Source organism: Alloalcanivorax marinus, from assembly GCF_016785095.1.
Lineage (GTDB): Bacteria > Pseudomonadota > Gammaproteobacteria > Pseudomonadales > Alcanivoracaceae > Alloalcanivorax > Alloalcanivorax marinus_A.
The window spans coordinates 199,604-219,520 of the sequence record NZ_JAEKJB010000002.1 but is presented as its reverse complement, the minus strand read 5'-3'; the positions used below and the strand labels follow the sequence as shown (position 1 = coordinate 219,520).

General features: G+C 65.7%; 17 protein-coding genes and 2 tRNA genes. 9 read left to right on the top strand and 10 right to left on the bottom strand.

Annotated elements, in window-relative coordinates:
• Positions 1-45: 45 nt before the first annotated feature.
• The 6 genes from JF515_RS02785 to JF515_RS02760 all read right to left on the bottom strand — a co-directional run bounded on the left by JF515_RS02785 (position 46) and on the right by JF515_RS02760 (position 4,205).
• On the bottom strand, positions 46-1,119 hold the full coding sequence (locus tag JF515_RS02785; protein ID WP_203100780.1) for a cyclic nucleotide-binding domain-containing protein: 1,074 nt from the start codon (positions 1,117-1,119) through the stop codon (positions 46-48).
• Positions 1,120-1,181: 62 nt separating this feature from the next.
• Entirely contained in the window at positions 1,182-2,543 is a 1,362-nt protein-coding gene (locus JF515_RS02780; protein WP_203100778.1) for a hypothetical protein, read from the bottom strand.
• A 607-nt stretch (positions 2,544-3,150) separates the two neighbouring features.
• Positions 3,151-3,227 (bottom strand) — tRNA-Asp (locus tag JF515_RS02775).
• A 36-nt stretch (positions 3,228-3,263) separates the two neighbouring features.
• Positions 3,264-3,339: transfer RNA gene (locus JF515_RS02770), tRNA-Val, on the bottom strand.
• Positions 3,340-3,426: 87 nt separating this feature from the next.
• Positions 3,427-3,615, bottom strand: coding sequence for a hypothetical protein (locus JF515_RS02765; protein WP_203100776.1), 189 nt, complete (start codon positions 3,613-3,615; stop codon positions 3,427-3,429).
• A complete protein-coding gene (locus JF515_RS02760; protein ID WP_203100774.1) occupies positions 3,612-4,205 on the bottom strand; it encodes a TetR/AcrR family transcriptional regulator in 594 nt (197 codons plus the stop codon). The genes JF515_RS02765 and JF515_RS02760 overlap by 4 nt, the downstream gene beginning before the upstream one ends.
• Before the next feature lie 203 nt (positions 4,206-4,408).
• Here JF515_RS02760 and JF515_RS02755 point away from each other — a divergent pair, with 203 nt between their 5' ends.
• The 7 genes from JF515_RS02755 (at position 4,409) to JF515_RS02725 (ending at position 14,958) form a co-directional block, all read left to right on the top strand.
• Positions 4,409-6,202 carry an acyclic terpene utilization AtuA family protein gene (locus JF515_RS02755; RefSeq protein ID WP_203100772.1) on the top strand — a complete coding sequence of 598 codons (1,794 nt, stop codon included), beginning with the start codon at positions 4,409-4,411 and terminating at the stop codon, positions 6,200-6,202.
• A 93-nt stretch (positions 6,203-6,295) separates the two neighbouring features.
• The gene (locus JF515_RS02750) at positions 6,296-7,171 is read left to right on the top strand and encodes an SDR family oxidoreductase (protein ID WP_203100770.1); all 876 of its coding nucleotides are present in this window, start codon (positions 6,296-6,298) and stop codon (positions 7,169-7,171) included.
• Positions 7,168-8,778 (top strand): acyl-CoA carboxylase subunit beta, encoded by a 1,611-nt coding sequence (locus JF515_RS02745; RefSeq protein WP_203100768.1) that lies wholly within the window; start codon positions 7,168-7,170, stop codon positions 8,776-8,778. The genes JF515_RS02750 and JF515_RS02745 overlap by 4 nt, the downstream gene beginning before the upstream one ends.
• A gap of 38 nt (positions 8,779-8,816) precedes the next feature.
• Positions 8,817-9,974 carry an acyl-CoA dehydrogenase family protein gene (locus tag JF515_RS02740; RefSeq protein WP_203100766.1) on the top strand — a complete coding sequence of 386 codons (1,158 nt, stop codon included), beginning with the start codon at positions 8,817-8,819 and terminating at the stop codon, positions 9,972-9,974.
• A 63-nt stretch (positions 9,975-10,037) separates the two neighbouring features.
• On the top strand, positions 10,038-10,853 hold the full coding sequence (locus JF515_RS02735) for an enoyl-CoA hydratase/isomerase family protein (protein WP_203100764.1): 816 nt from the start codon (positions 10,038-10,040) through the stop codon (positions 10,851-10,853).
• Positions 10,854-10,944: 91 nt separating this feature from the next.
• A complete protein-coding gene (locus JF515_RS02730) occupies positions 10,945-12,888 on the top strand; it encodes an acetyl/propionyl/methylcrotonyl-CoA carboxylase subunit alpha (RefSeq protein ID WP_203100762.1) in 1,944 nt (647 codons plus the stop codon).
• A 240-nt stretch (positions 12,889-13,128) separates the two neighbouring features.
• Complete coding sequence (locus JF515_RS02725; protein ID WP_203100760.1) at positions 13,129-14,958, top strand: long-chain-acyl-CoA synthetase; 1,830 nt, start codon at positions 13,129-13,131, stop codon at positions 14,956-14,958.
• A gap of 635 nt (positions 14,959-15,593) precedes the next feature.
• Here the strand turns inward: JF515_RS02725 and JF515_RS02720 are convergent.
• From JF515_RS02720 to JF515_RS02710, 3 genes are all read right to left on the bottom strand, one after another.
• The gene (locus JF515_RS02720; protein ID WP_203100757.1) at positions 15,594-16,046 is read right to left on the bottom strand and encodes a phasin family protein; all 453 of its coding nucleotides are present in this window, start codon (positions 16,044-16,046) and stop codon (positions 15,594-15,596) included.
• Positions 16,047-16,128: 82 nt separating this feature from the next.
• A complete protein-coding gene (locus tag JF515_RS02715) occupies positions 16,129-16,422 on the bottom strand; it encodes a hypothetical protein (protein ID WP_238400806.1) in 294 nt (97 codons plus the stop codon).
• 2 nt (positions 16,423-16,424) lie between these two features.
• A complete protein-coding gene (locus JF515_RS02710; RefSeq protein WP_203101401.1) occupies positions 16,425-17,645 on the bottom strand; it encodes a DUF445 domain-containing protein in 1,221 nt (406 codons plus the stop codon).
• A gap of 281 nt (positions 17,646-17,926) precedes the next feature.
• Here JF515_RS02710 and JF515_RS02705 point away from each other — a divergent pair, with 281 nt between their 5' ends.
• On the top strand, positions 17,927-18,676 hold the full coding sequence (locus JF515_RS02705; RefSeq protein ID WP_203100755.1) for an SCP2 sterol-binding domain-containing protein: 750 nt from the start codon (positions 17,927-17,929) through the stop codon (positions 18,674-18,676).
• Between the two features lie 15 nt (positions 18,677-18,691).
• Here JF515_RS02705 and JF515_RS02700 read toward each other — a convergent pair whose 3' ends face one another.
• Positions 18,692-18,997, bottom strand: a complete 306-nt coding sequence (locus JF515_RS02700) for a hypothetical protein (RefSeq protein WP_203100753.1) — start codon at positions 18,995-18,997, stop codon at positions 18,692-18,694.
• Positions 18,998-19,180: 183 nt separating this feature from the next.
• On the opposite strand from JF515_RS02700, the gene JF515_RS02695 reads away from it, so the two are divergent.
• Positions 19,181-19,906 (top strand): hypothetical protein, encoded by a 726-nt coding sequence (locus tag JF515_RS02695; RefSeq protein WP_203100751.1) that lies wholly within the window; start codon positions 19,181-19,183, stop codon positions 19,904-19,906.
• Positions 19,907-19,917 lie beyond the last annotated feature (11 nt).

Here is a 19,917-nt window from a genome sequence, read left to right as displayed (position 1 = left end):
GCGGGGCCCGTTGCCAGCGCCGGCCCCGGCACGGCGCGGGAACGGCTATTCGGTAAGGTGTTCGTGCAGGGTATCAGCATTGCCATTAAGGCCGCCATCCAGCACGTATACGTCCAGACCGGCGTTTTTTAACAAAAATGCCGCCGTGGCGCTACGCCGACCGGTATCGCAATAGGCCACATAGGGCCGCCCCGGGTCCAGCAGGCGGGATTTCAGGCGCAGGGCACTGAGCGGCATGTTGGCGGCGGCTTCCAGGTGCTGCTGGTCGAATTCATCGGCGGTGCGCACGTCCAGCCAGCGTCCGCCGGCCTCGATGCGGGCGCGGGCCTGCTCGGCGTCGATGGCGTGCACCACCGGCTCGCGCAGCAGGGCATCGAAGTCCTGGCGGTCCAGACGCATCAGCACGCCGTCGGTGGCCATGGTAACGGTGGCGTTGCGCGGTTTGCCGGACAGCAGCGCCTCCTCGCCGAACCACTGCCCTTCCTCGAGCATGGCCACCGGGGTGGCCTCGCTCTGCCCGCCCAGGGTGATGGCCACCTCGCAAACGCCTTCCTTGATGATGTAGCAACAGTCGGCCTGCTCGCCCTGGCGGACGATGGCCTCGCCTTCCTTGCAGCGGCGGGCGTGCAGGCGGCGGAAGATTTCCAGGATGTTGGAGGGCGGCACCCGGTGGAACAGGTTGGACTTGAGCAGCCGGATCATCCACTCGCGGTCATGCTGGTACGCGGCGTTGGCGTTGATGTCGAGGATCACGTAGCCGGCGGACTGGTCCCAGGACAGGATGGTGTCCAGACGGAAGCTGTCGAAACGCACCACGCTCACCTCGGTGAGGGCGCGGCAGTCGTCGCGGCGCGGCTGGAAGTGGCCGAGCGGGTGCCAGGAGGCGCCATCGCCGGCGCTCACCAGGGTACGTTCGCCGCGCTCGCTGAACAGCTCCACCTGGCCGCTGAGCAGATAGATGGTGGTGTTGTCCCGGTCGCCCTGCCGGAACAGGATGTCGCCGGCTTCGTAGCGGCGTACCTCCTGCTGGTCGAGCAGCCAGTCGAGCTGGTCGCCGGACAGGGCATTGACCGGCACGAACGTCTGCAGAAGGCGTTTATCGATGGATTCCCGAGCCATTACAGCGACTCCCCTATACGTCGGATTCTTATTGGCCTGCAAAAAACTTACCAACCTCTCGCTCACCGGAACTTCAACACATTGTCGATGGAAGAATCCGAACGGCAATGGGGGCAGCGGTTGGAGTTGCAATCGGACACACCTGGCTTGAACTGGTTGGGCACGTCCACCCGGATCACGCGCTTGCCGCAGGGCGCCTGGTCGGGCCCCACCGGCACCCGGCAAACCGGGTTCTCGTAGTGTTCCAGCCAGGCCCGGTAGTGATCCTCGGTGACCAGGCATTTGCGGGCGGCGAACGCCTGCGGGTTGTCCATGTAGTCGGAAATCTGCCCGGCGGGCACCGACACATGGCCGGCGCCGGGGTGGAAGGCAATGAAGCTGAGGCCCAGGTCCTCCAGCTTTTCCAGCATCTTGCGGGCGCCGGAGTGGGCCTCATCGAGCTGGTCGCGCTTGAAGGTGGCCAGTTGCTCGCGCAGCTGGCTGATCACCTCGTCGCGGGTGAGCACGTCCATTTCCCGAGTGTGGATCTCGTCGGCCAGGCGCGCCCGCTCCTCTTCCAGGCGCTGCTCCAGGGTAAGCCGGTACTGCTCGGCCAGGCGCTCCACCTCGCTGCCCTGCTCCGCGTCGCGGCCGGCCTGTTCCTTGAGGGCCCGGTCGAGGGCCTCCACCTGGGCCTTGAGCGAGCCGTTCTGCTCGCGCAGGGCGGCGTTCTGGGACTTGAGGGTCTTGAACTGCATCAGCACCTTTTCCAGCTGGGCGCTGAGGATCTCCTCCTTCTGCTGCTGGGCGTAGCGGAGCTGGGCCAATTCCTCCTTCTGGCCACTTTCCAGGGTGTGGATGCGCAGCCGCAATTCCTTGATGGTGCGCGCCAGGCGCACCCGTTCGGCGTCCTCGCGCGGGTCCGCGCGGCTCCCCTTGACCGTGGGCGCCGGCTCGTCGGAGAGGGTCGGCACGGCGCGCGGCGGCGGCAGGTCATCGTCCACCTCCAGGCCCATCTTGGCGCCGCGCTGGCGCACCAGATCACGGGCGGCCACGAAATCATTGGCGCCGGGCTTCATGGAGGGGTCCCAGAGCTGATCCTGATGCCAGGCCACCGGACACTGGCTGCGGCAGGCCAGACGGATCGGGCCAGCGCCCATGTCCGGCCCCGGGCCGCCGTGCTCGGCCAGATGGCGCAGGGGCACGTTCCAGGTATGGTCGGCCATGCCGTCGTCGTCGAATTCAATCAGGAACAGCACCATGGCCTTGATCTTGAGCTGGCCGTTGACCAGACAGTAGGCACCCCGCACTTCCCGGCGCGCGAATTCCGGCACCCCGACCATACCGTCCAGAATCGCCTCGAAATCGGCGTGGAGCATGCTCTTGAAGATGCCTTTGCGGTCGTAGAACAGAATCGCTTCGGAGGTTACGGACGAACCCGCCATGACGCCTTCCCTAATCGTTGTTATCGGTGCCAACCGGTGACAAGCGGTGTCACTCCCTGCCGCTGCCGGTCAGTCGCCGCGGCACGCTGCCCCCGCCGCCGGCCCCCGGATTGGACGCAGAATAGGCAGTGTCGTAATGCTGGCACAAGGAAGCCGGTCACCAATTTCGCACGCGATGCGCGCGGACATGGCGATGGGAAATCAGGTCGGAGGGTGAATCAGGGGAGAGGGGGTTGAGAGGTGAAGCGGGTGGCGACGGAGGCCGGAGCTACAGCTCCACACCATCGTCGCACAGGTCGTCATCGAGCTCATCGTAGCTTTCCAGCCACAGTTTCTGTTCCAGTTGTTCTTCCAGATATTCGTCCATGGTTTACTCCTTTCTTACTTGTTTTCTCTGCTTTGCTATTGGTCTTTGGAGAATAGCCGCCCTTATGTGACGGCTTGATGAACGACCGTTCCCGTGGTCGTTCGGATTCTTGGAGGGAGAAATCGGCCGGGAGTTCCCCGGGCGTGATCGGCGCCACAAACAAAAAGGGCACCGGCGGTGAGCCGATGCCCTGAACTTCAACCTTACAATGTCTATCAAGGAGGAAGAATCATGAAGAAGTGGCGGAGCGGACGGGACTCGAACCCGCGACCCCCGGCGTGACAGGCCGGTATTCTAACCAACTGAACTACCGCTCCGACTCTCCCTTTGGGCTCTGAAGCCCGATGGGAAACTGGTGGGTGGTGACGGGATCGAACCGCCGACCCTCTGCTTGTAAGGCAGATGCTCTCCCAGCTGAGCTAACCACCCTGGGTGCTTCGCGTCGCGAAGTGGGCGCCATTTTAGGGATTGGGCCCGGGGTGTCAACGGCTTTTTTCGACCCGCGACACCGTTCGGTCATAATTTGTCCTGATCGTCGATAAACGCCTTGGCGGCGTCCATGGACGGGAAGCGCCGGGGCAGCGCGCGGCCATCCGGCCCCGCCACCAGATAGTGGTGCACGCGCAGTTGCCAGGTGTCCCGGTCCAGCTCGCCCTCTTCCATGATGGTGTAGCCATTGCCCCACGGGTAGCCGTTGCCGATCATGGCCGCTCCCCCACCACCCGGTCGACGATCAGATCCGCCAGGTCATCCAGGGACAGGCGCCGGTTGGCGCTGAACCAGTTCGGGGTCCAGCCGATCATGCCGGTGATCAGGCGACGCAGGATAAAGGGGTCGGCGCGGAAGGCGCCCTGCTCGTGCAGCGCGCCCAGCACGTCCAGCCAGAGGCGCTCGTAGACATCGCGCAGGGCCAGGGCCCGGCGCTGGTTGTCCTCGCTCAGGCAGCGCCACTCCTGGACCATCACCGTCATCGCCTCGCGGGTATCGCCGACGGTGGCGGTGAGTTCGGCGCGCACCAGGTTGCGCAGTTGTTCCAGCGGCGTGTCGGCGGCGGCCACCGCCTGGCGCAGGCGCTCGGTATTGAAGCGGATCACTTCTTCCATCACCGCGTAGAGAATGTCTTCCTTGGTTTTGAAGTGGTGAAAGATGGACCCGCTCTGGATGCCCACGGCGGCGGCGATGTCGCGCACCGTGGTGCGGTCGAACCCCTTGGCGCGGAACAACTGGGCGGCGGCGCTCAACAGGCGCCCCCGGGGCGAGTTGTCGATGCCATGGATGGACGGATTGTCGGGCATGGGTCGTTCCTCCTGGCGGCGCATTTAAAAGCGGCAAGCGGCGAGTCGCAAGCGGCAAGCTTCAAACAGGCCCTATCGCGGCTGAAGCCGCTCCTACAGCATGCCCTGCTCATGCCCTGCTTATAGTTTGCCTCTTGCCAAACCAAGCGCTTGCTTGGTAGCTTACGGAATCCGATCCATCACGGCAATCAGGAGCCGGTCCCATGAGCGATCCCGTCCGTATCGGCTGCGCCGCGGCCTTCTGGGGCGACACCAACAGCGCCGCCTTCCAACTGGTGCGCAAAGGCGACATCGACTATCTGGTGTTCGACTATCTGGCCGAGGTCACCCTGTCGATCATGGCCGGCGCGCGCATGAAGGACCCGTCCGCGGGGTACGCCCACGATTTCGTGCATCAGGTAATGGCGCCCCTGGCCCGGGAAATCCGCGACAGGAAGATCAAGGTGATCAGCAACGCCGGTGGCGTCAATCCGCGCGCCTGCCGGGAGGCCTTGCAGGCGGTATTCGCCGAGGCCGGCGTGGATCTCAAAATCGCTCTGGTGGAAGGCGACGACCTGAACGGCCAGCGCGAGCGATTCGCCGGCTGCACCGAGCTCGACAGCGGCGCGCCGCTGCCGCCCATGACGCTGACCATGAACGCCTACCTGGGCGCCCTGCCGATCCAGGCGGCCCTGGACGCCGGCGCCGACCTGGTGCTCACCGGCCGGATAGCGGACTCCGCCCTGGTACTGGGCCCGTTGATGCATGAGTTCCAGTGGGCCGACGACGACTACGACAAGCTCGCCCAGGGTTCCCTGGCCGGCCATGTGATCGAGTGCGGCGCCCAGTGCACCGGCGGCAACTTCACCGACTGGCGGGACGTGCCCGGTTTCCATGACATGGGCTTCCCGATCGCCGAGTGCCACGCCGATGGCCAGTTCGTGGTCACCAAACCCGCCGGCACCGGTGGCCTGGTGACGCCGGCCACGGTGGGTGAACAGGTGCTCTACGAGATCGGCGACCCGCGCGCCTACATTCTTCCCGACGTGGTGTGCGACTTCACCGCCGTGACCCTGGAGCAGGACGGCGACGACCGGGTGCGGGTAAGCGGCGCCCGGGGCCGGCCGCCCACCGACACCTACAAGGTGTCCGCCACCTGGCCGGACGGCCAGCGTATCACTGTGTCGTTCCTGATGGCGGGCCTCGACGCCCCCACCAAGGGCCGGGTGGTGGCGGACGCCATCCTCAAGAAAACCGGCGCCCAGCTCCAGGCCCTGGGCCTGGCGCCGTTCCGCGACACCAGCGTGGAAATCCTCGGCAGCGAGGCCACCTATGGCGCCCACGCCCGCCGCGACGACACCCGCGAGGTGGTGGTCAAGATCGCCGCCCTGCACGATGATCGCAAGGCCCTGGGCCTGTTCGCCCGGGAGATCGCCCAGGCCGCCACCGGCATGGCGCCGGGCCTGTCCGGCCTGGTGGGCGGGCGGCCCAAGCCAGTGCCGCGCATCCGCCTGTTCTCGACCCTGGTACCGAAGGTGGACGTGACCGCCACCGTGGATCTGGACGGTGAGCCGGTGGAGGTCGGCGTGCCGGTGGGCGAACCACTGGACCTCACCGCCCTGCCCTCCAGCCAGGGCACCGACACCGCCGGCGGTCCGGCCAGCGTGCCGCTGGTGAAGCTGGCCTGGGCGCGCTCCGGCGACAAGGGCGACCACGCCAACATCGGCGTCATGGCGCGCAAGCCGGAGTACCTGCCCTACCTGCGCGCGGCGCTCACCGACCAGGCGGTGGCCGACTATATGCGCCATGTGCTGGACCCGGAACACGGCTCCGTGAGCCATTGGGAGCTGCCTGGTTTCCACGCCTTCAATTTCCTGCTGCGCCACGCCCTGGGCGGCGGCGGCATCGCCAGCCTGCGTATCGACCCGCAGGGCAAGGCGTTCGCCCAGCAGCTGCTGGACATGCCGATTCCGGTGAGCCAGGACATCGCTAATGAGGTCGAGAAAACCACCCTGTAGGGGCGACCGGGCGGCGTTCCGCTTCAGCCGCGACCGACAGCCACGGCGCGCGGGCGCCATCGACTTTAATGAATTGCAGTGAGGATATGACGAATGCCCTACCGTTCCGTTTTCCGCGACGACCTGTTCGCCGGCAAGACCGTGATCGTCACCGGCGGCGGCTCCGGCATCGGCCGCTGCACCGCCCATGAGCTGGCGGCGCTGGGCGCCCGGGTGGTGCTGCTGGGCCGCAAGCAGGACAAGCTCCAGGCGGTGGCCGGGGAAATTCTCGAGGACACCGGCCAGGAAGCGCTCTGCTTCGCCTGCGACATCCGTGACGAGGACAAGGTGCGCGATACCGTGGCCGCCATCTATAACGCCGTGGGCCAGGTGGACGGTCTGGTCAACAACGCCGGCGGCCAGTTCCCGTCGCCACTGGCGCTGATCAGCCAGAAAGGCTGGGAAACGGTGATCCGCACCAACCTGACCGGCGGCTTCCTGATGGCCCGGGAAGTGTTCATGCAGGGCATGAACAAGACCGGCGGCGGCATCGTCAACATCGTCGCCGACATGTGGGGCGGCATGCCCGGCATGGGCCATTCCGGCGCCGCCCGCGCCGGCATGGACAACTTCACCAAGACCGCGTCCCTGGAATGGGCCTGCGCCGGGGTGCGCGTGAACGCGGTGGCGCCGGGCTGGATCGCCTCCTCCGGCATGGATACCTACCCGGAAAGCATGCAGCAAACCATCAAGACGCTGCGCGACGCGGTGCCGCTCAAGCGCCTGGGCATGGAAGCGGAAGTGTCCTCGGCGATCTGTTTTCTGCTCAGCGACGGCGCCGCCTTCATCAACGGCGACACGCTGCGCATCGACGGCGGCGCCAGCCAGGGCAACGTGGCGATGTTCCCGCTGCCCGACCACGCCAACTCGAAACCCTATGACGGCTTCCATCGCGCCGTCGTTCCGGCCGTATTGAAGGACATCCAATGACCGTGCTCGACTCCGTCCTGGACCCTCACGGCGAGGCGTACCGGAACAACCGCGAGGCGCTGCTCAAGGCGGTGGAGGAATTCCGCGCCATCGAGCGGAAGGTGGTGGACACCGCCGAAGGCAAACGCGAGAAATTCGAAAAACGCGGCCAGTTGCTGCCCCATGAGCGGGTGGCGCGGTTGCTGGACCCGGGCTCACCGTTTCTGAGCCTGATGAACCTGGCCGGCTACAAGATGCACGACGACCGGGACGGCACCGAGGCCGGCGGCGGCACCATCGCCGGCATCGGCTATGTGTGCGGGGTGCGCTGCCTGGTGGTGGCCTCCAACTCGGCCATCAAGGGCGGCACCGTGACCCCGTCCGGCCTGTACAAGACCCTGCGCCTGCAGAAGATCGCCCTGGAAAACCGGCTGCCGATCATCAGCCTGGTGGAATCCGGCGGCGCCAACCTGAACTATGCCGCCGATGTGTTCGTGGAGGGCGCGCGCACCTTCGCCAACCAGGCACGCCTGTCCGCCGCCGGGGTGCCGCAGATCACCGTGGTGCACGGCAACGCCACCGCCGGTGGTGCCTACCAACCGGGGCTGTCGGACTACGTGGTGCTGGTGCGCGACCGTGCCAAGATGTTCCTGGCCGGCCCGCCGCTGCTCAAGGCGGCCACTGGCGAGATCGCCAGCGACGAGGAGCTGGGCGGCGCGGAAATGCACACCGGCGTGGCCGGCACCGCCGAATACCTGGCGGAGAACGACGCCGACGGCATCCGCCATGCCCGCGACATCATGAAAAAGCTGGGCCTGCGCGACACCCCGGCGGCCACCGGCGACTGGAAGCCGCCCCGGTTCGATGCCGAGGAACTGCTCGGCGTGGTCCCCGACGACGCCAAGAAGCCCTACGACGTGCGCGAGATCATCGCCCGCATCGCCGACGATTCCGACTTCCTGGATTTCAAGAACGAGTGGGACGCGGCCACCCTGTGCGGCTGGATCGAGATCGAGGGCCAGCCGCTGGGCGTGCTCGGCAACAACGGCCCGATCACCCCGCGCGGCGCCGCCAAGGCGGCCCAGTTCATCCAGCTCTGCGACCAGACCCGCCGGCCGCTGCTGTTTCTTCACAACACCACCGGTTTCATGGTCGGCACCGACGCGGAACAAAACGGCGTCATCAAGCACGGCTCGAAAATGATCCAGGCGGTGGCCAACGCCCGGGTGCCCAAGGTCTCGATCCTGGTGGGCGGTTCCTACGGCGCCGGCAACTACGCCATGTGCGGCCGCGGCCTGGACCCGCGCTTCATCTTCGCCTGGCCCAACAGCCGGGTGGCGGTGATGGGCGGCCAGCAGGCCGGCATGGTGCTGCGCATCGTCGCCGAGGCCAAGCAACGGGCCAACGGCCTGGAACCGGACGAGAAGGTGCTGGACATGCTGCAGCAAAGCACCGCCGAGAAACTGGACGCCCAGTCCACCGCGCTGTACGCCACCGCGCGACTGTGGGACGACGGCATCATCGACCCCCGCGACACCCGCAAGGTGCTGGCCTATGTGCTGGATATCTTCCGGCAAGCGGAACAACGGGAACCACACGCCAATACGTTCGGCGTTGCGCGGCTGTAAGAGCGATCGCCAAGACAAACGGACATCAGGAGCAGGACATGCAATTCACCCAGGAACACGAAGAACTGCGCCGCACGGTGCGTAATTTTGTCGAGAAGGAAATCAACCCCTATGTGCCGGAATGGGAGAACGCCGGTCGTTTTCCCATCCATGACGTCTTCAAGAAGATGGGCGACCTGGGTTTGCTGGGCGTCACCAAACCGCAGGAATTCGGCGGCATGGGCCTGGACTATTCCTACGGCCTGATCGTTGCCGAGGAGATCGGCGGCGCCGCCTGCGGCGGCGTGCCGCTGTCCATAGGCGTGCAGACCGACATGGCCACCCCGGCCCTGGCGCGGTTCGGCTCCGAGCAGCTCAAGCGCGATTACCTGGCGCCGGCCATCGCCGGTGAGATGGTGGCGTCCATCGCGGTGTCCGAGCCCCACGCCGGTTCCGACGTGGCCAACATCAAGACCAACGCGAAAAAAGACGGCGACGACTACGTGATCAACGGCACCAAGATGTGGATCACCAACTCGCCGAGCGCCGACTTCTTCTGCCTGCTGGCCAACACCTCCGACGACAAGCCCCACGTCAATAAGTCGCTGATCATCGTGCCCAAGGACGCGGCTGGCATCACCGTGGACAAGCATCTGGACAAGCTGGGCATGCGCAGCTCGGAGACCGCCCAGGTGTTCTTCGACAATGTGCGCGTGCCGCAAAGCAATCTGATCGGCCAGGAAGGCATGGGCTTCATGATGCAGATGATGCAGTTCCAGGAAGAGCGCCTGTGGGGGGCCGCCAACGCCCTCAAGGGCTGCGACAACCTGATCCGCGACACCATCGAGTACGCCCGCGAGCGGCGGGTGTTCGGCATGTCCCTGCTGGACAACCAATCGGTGCATTTCACCCTGGCGGAACTGCAAACCGAGGTGGAACTGCTGCGCGCCCTGGTCTGGCAGGCCTGCGAGACCTATGTGAACGGCGGCGACGTACTGCGCCTGGCGTCCATGGCCAAGCTCAAAGCCGGCCGCCTGATGCGCCAGGTCTCCGACCGCTGCATGCAGTACTGGGGCGGCAACGGCTTCATGTGGGACAACCCGGCCAGCCAGCTCTATCGCGACGGGCGCCTGGGTTCCATCGGCGGCGGCGCCGACGAGGTGATGCTGGGCATTATCTGCAAGACCATGGACATGCTGCCCGGCAAGAAAAAATAACGATACAGGATGCATCCTGTATCGCGACCGTCAGGCCGCCCGTTTTCAGAACGAGACAGAGCTATGGATTTACCCAGAACCGAGACGATCACATTGCACCGCGACGGCGGCGTGCTGCGCGTCACGCTGGACCGTCCGGAGGCACGCAACGCCATGAGCCTGGCCATGGTGGAAGAGCTGATGGCCACCTTCGAGGCGGTGGAGCGCGATGAAAGCGTGCGCGCCCTGGTGTTGCGTGGCGCCGGCGGGCATTTCTGCGCCGGTGGCGACATCAAGGACATGGCCGGCGCCCGGCAAAAGGCCGCCGACGGCGACCCGGAGGCGTTCTTCCGCCTCAACCGCCGCTTCGGCGAAATGATCACCCGGGCCAACCGTCTGCCGGCGGTACTGATCACGGTGCTGGAGGGCGCGGTGATGGGCGGCGGCTTCGGGCTGGCGTGCGTGTCCGATGTGGCCCTGGCCGCCGGGGACGCCCGTTTCGCCTTGCCGGAAACCGGCCTCGGGGTGATTCCCGCCCAGATCGCGCCGTTCGTGGTGCGGCGGGTGGGGCTCACCCAGGCGCGCCGGCTGGCGCTCACCGGGGCCCGCTTCGACGGCCACCGGGCCCTGGCCCTGGGAATGGTTCACGAGGTGGCCGATTCCGCCGAGGAGCTGGACAAGAAGCTCACCGGGCTGCTCGACCAGGTGCGCCGCTGCGCCCCCGGCGCCAACCGCGCCACCAAGGCCTTGGTGCTGGACGTGGATAGCGTGCCCATGGAGGAGCTGCTGGACCGGGCCGCCCGGGAATTCGCCGACGCCGTCAACGGCGACGAGGGCCAGGAAGGCACCCTGGCCTTCGTGCGGAAACGAGCGCCGTCCTGGGCCGACGATCGCGACTGAAGTCGCTCCTACAGCGGTTCTCATCGCGGTAGGAGCGACTTCAGTCGCGATAACGGCGCCACGACCGGGAACAAATGACAAGGAATCATCGATGAGCTTTGAAAAGATTCTGATCGCCAACCGGGGCGAAATCGCCTGCCGGGTGATCGCTTCGGCGCAGTCGCTGGGCTATCGCACCGTGGCGGTGTTTTCCGAGGCCGACGCCGGCGCCCGCCATGTGGCCCTGGCCGACGAAGCGTTGTGCATCGGCCCGGCCACGGCGGCGCGCTCCTATTTGAACAGCGAGGCACTGCTGGACGCCTGCCGGCGCACCGGCGCCGACGCGGTGCATCCCGGCTACGGCTTTCTGTCCGAGAACGCGGACTTCGCCGAGGCCTGCGCCGCCGCCGGCATTACCTTCATCGGCCCGCCGCCGGCGGCGATCCGGCTGATGGGCTCCAAGCGCCTGTCCAAGATCGCCATGCAGGAGGCCGGCGTGCCCTGCGTGCCCGGCTACCAGGGCGAGGCCCAGGACGACGACACCCTGATCCGCGAAGCGGAGCGGGTCGGCCTGCCGCTGATGATCAAGGCCAGCGCCGGCGGCGGCGGCCGCGGCATGCGGGTGGTCACCGACGCCGGCGACATCGCCGCCCAGCTCAAGAGCGCTCGCCAGGAAGCGAAAAGCAGCTTCGGCAACGATGAGCTGATCCTGGAGCGGGCGGTGGTCAACCCCCGCCACGTGGAGATCCAGGTGTTCGGCGACCACCACGGCAATGTGATTCATCTGGGCGAACGGGACTGCTCGGTGCAGCGCCGCCACCAGAAGGTGGTGGAAGAGGCGCCCTCCCCGGCGGTGGACGACGGGCTGCGCGCGCGCATGGGCGAGGCGGCGGTGAACGCCGCCCGGGCCTGCGACTACGTAGGCGCCGGCACGGTGGAGTTTCTGCTCGGCGACGACGGCGACTTCTTCTTTCTGGAAATGAACACCCGGCTGCAGGTGGAGCACCCGGTCACCGAGCTGGTCACCGGCCAGGACCTGGTGGCCTGGCAACTGCGCGTGGCCGCCGGCGAGCCGCTACCGCTCAGCCAGGAACAGGTGACACTCAGCGGCCACGCCATGGAGGTGCGCCTCTATGCCGAGGACCCGGCGCGGAACTACCTGCCGCAAACCGGCACCGTGGAACGCTGGCGCCCCGCCACCGGCGACGGCGTGCGCGTGGACCACGGGCTGGTGGACGGCGCCGAGGTGGGCAGCCACTACGACCCGATGCTGGCCAAGATCATCGCCTTCGGCGCCAGCCGCGACGAGGCCCGCCGGCGACTGATCCGCGCCGTGGAGGATACCGAGCTGATGGGGCTGGACGACAACCGCCGCTTCCTGGCGGCGATCCTGCGCCACCCGGAATTCGCCACCGGCGCCGCCACCACCGCCTTTATCGGCGGCCCGTTCGCCGATGATCCGGCCCTGGAGCCGCTGGCGGTATGCGACACCCTGTGGGGTCTGGCGGCGCTGCTGCTGGGTCGTTCCGGCGCCGCCGCCGGTCGTGGTTATGCCGGCTGGCATTCCAGTGGCCTGGGTGCCCAGCCCCTGGTGCTGGCCAGCGGCGAGCAGGAACGCACCCTGTATCTGACGCCGGACGGCGTGCACGGCCAGCCCGGGCTGACCCTGGACCTGGTCCACCAGGATGGCGGCCTGGTGGCCAGCGTGGACGGCGTGCGCCGCCGCTACCGCTGGTGGCGCCAGGGCGAGACGCTGTGGCTGCAGGACGGTGCCGCGCGGGTAGCCTTCGAGGAGCGCACCCACCGCGCCGGGGCCGGCGACGACGGTCCCGGCTCCGGACAGTTGAAGGCGCCCATGGACGGCGCCGTGATCGAAGTGAACGTAAGCCCCGGCGACACGGTCGAAAAGGGTCAGACCCTGGCGGTACTGGAAGCGATGAAAATGGAGCACGCCCTGAAGGCGGATCGCGATGGCCGGGTGGAACGGGTGGAGGCCGCCGCCGGCGATCAGGTCAAGCGTCAGCAGTTGCTGATCACGGTAACCGATGAGCTTTAAGGACAAGCCACGGGATTCCCAGGGCCAAGGCACGAGGGTGCCAGAATATGGTTCACTACGGGCGGCCCCGTTGTAGGGAAGCGACCGACTGGTCGCACAGGGCGTCTCGGATCGATTGCCGGTATACGTATCCACCGGTAAGGTATACCCCGCTTCCGAGGCCCGGCGGGTCCCGTTTGCAATCGGTTTGAGCTCCCGGCGTGGTCCGGGCATTCCAAGAACACAGACAGTGGAGACCCCATGAGCAACGCCGACGTGATTACGTTGCCCAAGCTGCTTTCCAAGGTGCCTGAAGTGATCGGCAATCTGCCCGGTCTGATCAAGGGCTCCAAGATGAGCAAGATCACCGATACCTCCAAGCCGCTGGGGCTCGGCGTGGCCTTCGAGCAGGCCACCGCCGGCAATCCCAACGGCGTCGCCGTGCTGCAGGACGACCGCGAACTGACCTACAAGCAGTTCAACGCCTGGGCCAACCGCATCGCCGACTACCTGGCCTCCATCGGCCTGAAGAAGGGCGACACCGTGGCGGTGGACGTGGAGAACCGCCCGGAGCTGCTGGCCGCGGTGCTTGGCTGCGCCAAGCTGGGCGTGTGCGCCGCCCTGCTCAACACTTCCCAAAAAGGCAAGGTGCTGGTGCACAGCTTCAACCTGGTGGAGCCCAAGGCGGCGATCATTGGCGAGGAGCTGGTGGAGACCATCCGCGATATCCGTGACGACCTGGACCTGAAGAAGAACTTCTTCTATTTCGCCGATCAGGACACCCTGGCGGACCCGGGCACCGCGCCGGAGGGTTTCGCCAACCTGGCCACCGAGATCAAGGACTGCTCCAGCGAGAATCCCGCCACCACCAACCAGACGTTCCTGCGCGATCCGCTGTTCTACATCTACACCTCCGGCACCACCGGCCTGCCGAAGGCGGTGGTGTTCAACCACGGCCGCTGGGAAAAAGCCTACGGCGCCTTCGGCTACTCCGCGGTACGCCTGGGCAAGGACGACCGCCTGTACTGCACCCTGCCCTTCTACCATGCCACCGGCATGGTGATCTGCTGGGCCTCGGTGATCGCCGGCGAAGGCGGCCTGTCCATCGCCCGCAAGTTCTCCGCCAGCCGCTTCTGGGACGACGTGCGCAAGCACAACTGCACCGCCTTCGGCTACGTGGGCGAGCTGTGCCGCTATCTCAACGAGCAGCCCGAGAAACCCAACGACGCCGACAACCCGGTGCACACCATCGTCGGCAACGGCCTGCGCCCGAGCATCTGGAAACAGTTCAAGGCGCGCTTCGGCATTGAACGCGTGGTGGAGCTGTACGCCTCCTCCGAGGGCAACGTGGCGTTCACCAATGTGTTCAACTTCGACAACACGGTGGGCTTCTCACCGGTGAGCTACGCCATCGTCAAGTACGACAAGGAAGCCGACGAGCCGGTGCGCGACAAGAACGGCTACATGATCAAGGTGGGCAAGGGCGAATCCGGCCTGATGCTCGGCGAGATCACCGACAAGACGCCGTTCGACGGCTACACCGATCCGGAGAAGACCGAGAAGGCGATCTTCCGGGACGTGTTCAAGAAAGGCGACGCCTGGTTCAACACCGGCGACATGATGCGCGACATCGGCTTCCGCCATGCCCAGTTCGTCGACCGCCTGGGCGACACCTTCCGCTGGAAGGGCGAGAACGTGTCCACCACCGAGGTGGAGCAGATCCTGGACGGCTTCGAGCAGATCGTGGAATCCGTGGTCTACGGCGTGGAGATCCCCGGCACCAACGGTCGCGCCGGCATGGCGGAACTGCGCCTGGACCGCCCCCACGACGACGTGGACTGGCCGGCGCTGTGCGCCTACCTGCAGCGCGAGCTGCCGCCCTACGCGATTCCGGTGTTCCTGCGCATCACCGACCACGGGGTGGAAACCACCGGCACCTTCAAGCACCAGAAGAACAAGCTGAAGGACGAGAAGTACGACCTGAGCAAGCATGACGATCCGGTCTATGTGCTGCTGCCCGGCGAGAGCTGTTACCAGCGTCTCACGCCGGAGGTTCAGCAAGGGATCGACGGTGGGCAGTACCGCTTCTAGACCGCCAACCCATCGCGGCTGAACAAAAACGCGGGCCTCCGGGCCCGCGTTTTTTTATGCACAGATATTGTGGATAAAGGTGTGAAGAAACGCTGGAAGACCGGTCCCCACGCGGTCATTCCGGGCAACGGCGCGGAGTGCGGTGAATTTAACCAATCCTTCACATCACGGACTGGACGTCCGCGGAGCGATTTTTCCGCCGGAAAGGTTTTCCACAGATCCTGTGGATAAACCTGTGAAGAAAACGCGGAAAAGTGGCCCCAACAGCGTAAAAAAGGCCCTTTCCTCTCTTTGACGTTTTTTTGACCAAAATAAGAAAAAACAATAAAAACAATGACTTATGCTTTATATAAAGCCTATTTCCCATGTTGCGGGGCGCCCTGTTACCTTCTTTCCCAATCCCGACGAAGCTGTGCACAGTTTCCGGGTTTCACGATCTTGTCAATAGTGAAATGACGTCACGCGAATGGACACACGAAAAGCACCGCCACGGTGCCGGTGGTGCATGGAACACGGGTATGGGTGCCCCGCTTTGGCGCGAACCGGGGCCATCCTGTGGATAATTCTGTGGGCAATCTGGTGGGAACCGGCGCATAACCGGTTTTGGCGGGGCGCCTGCCCCGCCGTGGGGCGAATCAGCGCGGGCCGCCCTGCTCCGGCGGGGTGTCGTCGTCATCGTGTTCCATATGCTCCAGGGCGTCGGTGAGCTCCTGGACGCGCTGGCGCAGGGCATCCACTTCCCGCTTGTTGGGAATGCCGAGCCGGGACAGAGCCTTGCCCAGGCGATCGTCGAAGGCCTTCTCCATGCGATCGATGGTTTCGCCGGTGTGATGGCGCACCCGTTCCTTTATGTCTTCCACCCGCGGAGTCTTTTCCTTGGCGCGACGCTCCACCTCGCGCCCGGCTTCCACCAGGGCATCGAAGAAACCACTGCCCTCTTCCTCGGCGCGGGCGTAGGCGCCCAGGCCGGCCAGCCAGATCTGATGGGTGTACTTGCGCAGGTCGCGGGAAGCGCCGGACAGCGCCCGCAGGGGGTGGCCGCGCTCATCCCGCGGCTGGGAATCCTGGTGTTCGTCGCGATCGGACATGGGCCTCACTCTCGGTCAAACGCTGGCAGCGCGGGAGTATAGGCCAAAAATGACAGGCCCGGCCAATGGCTTGTCCGACAAGCTATTCCCGGTCCTCGCCTTCCTCGCGGGGCCGGCGTCCGCCCACGAAGCGGGCCAGATCCCGGGCGCGATCGCGGATCAAATCCCGGGATTTGCCGGTAAGCACCGCCACGAAGCGCTCGGTGAGGCGGTCGGCGCCGGCCTCGAAACGGGCGTCGATATGCCGTTCAAGGCGTGGCCCGAGCCAGAATTTCACCACCAGCCCCACCACCACCAGGGTGATCAGGGCGGACAGCAATGCACAGCCGGTGAGCAGCAGCGCCAGATCGTAGGATGAGAGGGTCACGGTATTCATGGTCACGCCAGCCCGAACACGAAGATCAGTTGCGCCAGCCCGGCCATGGCGCCCAGGAAACCGCCCACCAGGATCAGAATCCACTCGTCTTCCTGGAACGCCGGGCGCAGCAGGTCCTGGAATTCCTCGGAGCTGAGTCCCTGCATGCGCTCGCGCATGAGACGCTCGATGATGCTGCTGCGCTCGCGGTTGAAGCGGTCGTCCTCGAACGGCTCCACCGCCAGGTCCACGGCCTTGTCCTCCACCGCGCGCTTGAGGTCGGCGTAGCCACCGGGGCCCACGGTAAGCTGGGCGGCGGTGCGCACGAAGCCGCCATTGAGCAGCGGCTTGAGGTGGCGCTTGATCAACGCCTTGGTGCGATCGCCACGGGGGCCGTTGATCACCTGGTACATAATGTTGCGCAACGTCACCAGTTCCTCGGTGGTGAGCCGGGCGAACGACTCGGCCACATCCTTCTGACGCTTGAGAAACAGCCCCTGAAGCCGGAACGGCCCCACCCGCACCGGGTTGAGGGGCCGGAAGATCACGTTCAACGCCAGCCAGTTGGTGGCGATGCCGACAATGAAACCGAACACCGGCAGCACCCAGTTGGCGGGCATGAGAATGAACACAGGCACCTGCACCAGGCCGAACAGAAAACCGAAATAGAAACCGGAGTTGGTGACGAAGCGGAATTCCGGCTCCCCCACTTCCTTGAACATCTGCACCATGAGCGCTTTGTCCGAGCGCATGCGCTCGACGATCATGTGCTTCATGTCCACCAGGTTTTCCAGGTTGCGGCTGATGTCGTCGACCACGTTGTCCATCACCGCCGGAATGGCACGGCGGGCCCGGGCGTAGACCCGCTTGCGCACCGCCAGGGGCAGGTTCTCCCAGAGCACCGCGTTGCGTTCGGTCATTACCTCGTCGACGTATTCCTCGATGCGGGCCTGGATGCTTTTGGTGAGGTGGGCGGCGATTTTTTCCGGCTCCATCTCACGGAAAAACTCGTCCAGGCTGCCCAGTTTCTGCAGGGTCTTGTCCACCACGATGGCGGCCATCTTCTCGACCTTGGACGGAATGATGCCCTGCCAGCCCAGGAACGGGCGGATACCGATGAATTCCAACGGATAGAAGGTCATCTGCACGGCCATCCAGTTGGTGGCCCAACCCACGGCGCCGGCGATAAACGGCAGGCTGAAGTACTTCCAGAAATCCGGATGGGAAAACAACGAATCCAGCATGTCGGGCAACAACCCCCTCCCAGGGTGGACGCGGCGAGCCTTCGGCATCTTCCAAACACCGAGGAGCCACAAGCCTAGCCGCCCGGTCCCGCCGAGAACAGCTCCCTCGGGGCGCGCGCGCCGGTCACGAAAGCCAATGTTATGGTAATAATCCGCTTCCTAGTATAGGGACACTGGCGGTCGTCCACTCAGCGTCGGCGCGTAATTTTTGGCAACCGCCCCCGCTTGCCCCATACTTCCAGCCAGTATTCGCACGCCAGAACAGAAGGATTTCGTATTCCATGACCACGCCGTCCACCCTGCCCGGGCTGCTTATGTACGGCGCCCTGGAAACCCTGCTCAACCAGGCGCTTACCGGCGACCCGCGCGGGCGCGAGCAACTGGCGGCGTTGCACGGCACCGCCGTGCGGGTACGCGGCGAGAACCCCATGTGGGTGCTCTATATGCTGATCTATGAAGACGGCGTGGAGCTGCACGACGAATACGAGGGCCCGGTGGACGTGCGCGTGCGCGGGCCCCTGGGCGCCATGCTGCACTGGCTGCTGGCCCCCAACAGCGGTGACGCCGAGGAACGCCTGCGCATCACCGGCCCGCCGGACACCCTGGAACGCCTGCAAAGCATGATCAGCGAATTCAGCCTGTGGCCGCTGGCCCGCAACTGGCTGGACGACCATGTGCGCCTCAAGGAACTGCTCGCGGTGCTGCGCCGGGAAGACCCGGTGTGGCTGGAGAAGCTGGCCGGGCTGCCCGATCACCTCGGGGACCTGGCGGCGCAGATGGCCCGCCAGCAACTGCTGCAGGAAGATCTGATCGAGGAGGTGCGCGGCCTGCGCCGGGAAATCCGCCACGCGCGCCGGCTCGATCTGGCCTTCCTGGTGGCCGGCCTGGGCCTGATGCTGGTGGCGCTGCTGCGCGCTCTGGGCCAGTGGCAGGACACCTGGCGCGCCTTCGCCCACGACTATGTGTCATTGGCGATGATCAGCTTCGGCCTGGCCCTGATCATCGGGCGGCTGATGCACCGGGAGCGCTGATCGCGACTGAAGCGGCTATTTCTTGCCGAAGAACTTGCTGATGCGCTCGCCCACCAACTCGGTGCTGGAACGCGCCAGACTGCGGCTGGTCTCTTCCAGCATCTCCCGGGTGGGCAGATTGCGCACGCCCTCGTTGATGCCCCGCTTCACCGCCTCCTCCACGCTCGCCGCGATCAGATCCGCCGCCTTGCGCGCTTCCTCGTCCAGTTCCCGTTTCAGGCCACTCTTCAAACGCGGCTGTAAATAGAAGTGGCCCCACAGCGCCACCACGAACAACGTAATGGCGGAAGAAATCACGGCGGTGAGCAAAATCGTGGTCATACAGAACGGTCCCGGATAACGGGTTCGTAACCAAAACCGGATTTCCTGTAACCGTTGGTACGAACCGGAAGTATTGCTTAGCGAAACACTTACTATGTGAAAAGCGGCAACCCCGCTGCCGTATTGCTAAGGAAAGCCCGTGTAACGCAGGAGCAGATAATAACTTCAACACGGGATCACAGAATGACTTCCGGGACGGACGCTTCACGCACCCACAGCCAAGGTCTTGCCCCGCTGGCGCAGCTTTTCTCATTGTGCCAACGGCACCGTTTGCCGTTGTCCTTATTGGCCATTCAATTCAAGGAACTGCCGGCCATTGGCCGCCAACTGGGCGGCGAGCGGCTGCGCCAGCTACAGCGCCAGCTCGCCCAGGCGGTGGAGCGGCGCATCCGCGCCGAGGACGGCCTGGTGGCCTGGCAACGGGGCTATCTGGTGCTGTGCCTGCCTGGCACCCGGGTGGAGGGCGCGGTGTGCCTGGGCCAGCGGCTGCGCGGCTGGTTCGAGCGCACCCGCTTCACACTGGATGAGCGGGCGCTGCGGCTTCATCCCTGCATGGCGGTGCATGTGTCCGAGAGCGACCAGGAAGAAGAAAGCCGCGAACCGGTCCGCGAACTGCTGATGGACACCCTTTGTCTGCTGGCCGCCGAGGAGGACGGCGGCGAGCCGATTCTGTCGCGCCGGGCCCGCGCCGCCCTGGAGCGTTTCGCGGCGACGGCGACGGCGGGCACCGAGCCGCCGGCGGCGTCCGGCGAGCTCCACGAGTTGGTGGAGAAACTGAGCCGCCATGATGAAGGCATCCTGGTGCGCGAGCTGTCGCCGGCCCTGCGGCGCCTGGACGAACCCACCCGCATGCGCCTCATCGACCACCTGCTGGAAGCGTCCCTGATCCCCGGTGCCACCCCCTCCTAGGCCCGCACCAC

What these genes read in the sequence shown, in the direction of transcription:
- JF515_RS02710 (WP_203101401.1), bottom strand. Translation starts at nt 17,645, where the DNA reads ATGCTGGATTCGTTGTTTTCCCATCCGGATTTCTGGAAGTACTTCAGC.
- JF515_RS02745 (WP_203100768.1), top strand. Translation starts at nt 7,168, where the DNA reads ATGACCGTGCTCGACTCCGTCCTGGACCCTCACGGCGAGGCGTACCGG.
- JF515_RS02765 (WP_203100776.1), bottom strand. Translation starts at nt 3,615, where the DNA reads ATGATCGGCAACGGCTACCCGTGGGGCAATGGCTACACCATCATGGAA.
- JF515_RS02705 (WP_203100755.1), top strand. Translation starts at nt 17,927, where the DNA reads ATGACCACGCCGTCCACCCTGCCCGGGCTGCTTATGTACGGCGCCCTG.
- JF515_RS02750 (WP_203100770.1), top strand. Translation starts at nt 6,296, where the DNA reads ATGCCCTACCGTTCCGTTTTCCGCGACGACCTGTTCGCCGGCAAGACC.
- JF515_RS02735 (WP_203100764.1), top strand. Translation starts at nt 10,038, where the DNA reads ATGGATTTACCCAGAACCGAGACGATCACATTGCACCGCGACGGCGGC.
- JF515_RS02760 (WP_203100774.1), bottom strand. Translation starts at nt 4,205, where the DNA reads ATGCCCGACAATCCGTCCATCCATGGCATCGACAACTCGCCCCGGGGG.
- JF515_RS02695 (WP_203100751.1), top strand. Translation starts at nt 19,181, where the DNA reads ATGACTTCCGGGACGGACGCTTCACGCACCCACAGCCAAGGTCTTGCC.
- JF515_RS02715 (WP_238400806.1), bottom strand. Translation starts at nt 16,422, where the DNA reads ATGAATACCGTGACCCTCTCATCCTACGATCTGGCGCTGCTGCTCACC.
- JF515_RS02725 (WP_203100760.1), top strand. Translation starts at nt 13,129, where the DNA reads ATGAGCAACGCCGACGTGATTACGTTGCCCAAGCTGCTTTCCAAGGTG.
- JF515_RS02700 (WP_203100753.1), bottom strand. Translation starts at nt 18,997, where the DNA reads ATGACCACGATTTTGCTCACCGCCGTGATTTCTTCCGCCATTACGTTG.
- JF515_RS02780 (WP_203100778.1), bottom strand. Translation starts at nt 2,543, where the DNA reads ATGGCGGGTTCGTCCGTAACCTCCGAAGCGATTCTGTTCTACGACCGC.
- JF515_RS02740 (WP_203100766.1), top strand. Translation starts at nt 8,817, where the DNA reads ATGCAATTCACCCAGGAACACGAAGAACTGCGCCGCACGGTGCGTAAT.
- JF515_RS02755 (WP_203100772.1), top strand. Translation starts at nt 4,409, where the DNA reads ATGAGCGATCCCGTCCGTATCGGCTGCGCCGCGGCCTTCTGGGGCGAC.
- JF515_RS02720 (WP_203100757.1), bottom strand. Translation starts at nt 16,046, where the DNA reads ATGTCCGATCGCGACGAACACCAGGATTCCCAGCCGCGGGATGAGCGC.
- JF515_RS02785 (WP_203100780.1), bottom strand. Translation starts at nt 1,119, where the DNA reads ATGGCTCGGGAATCCATCGATAAACGCCTTCTGCAGACGTTCGTGCCG.
- JF515_RS02730 (WP_203100762.1), top strand. Translation starts at nt 10,945, where the DNA reads ATGAGCTTTGAAAAGATTCTGATCGCCAACCGGGGCGAAATCGCCTGC.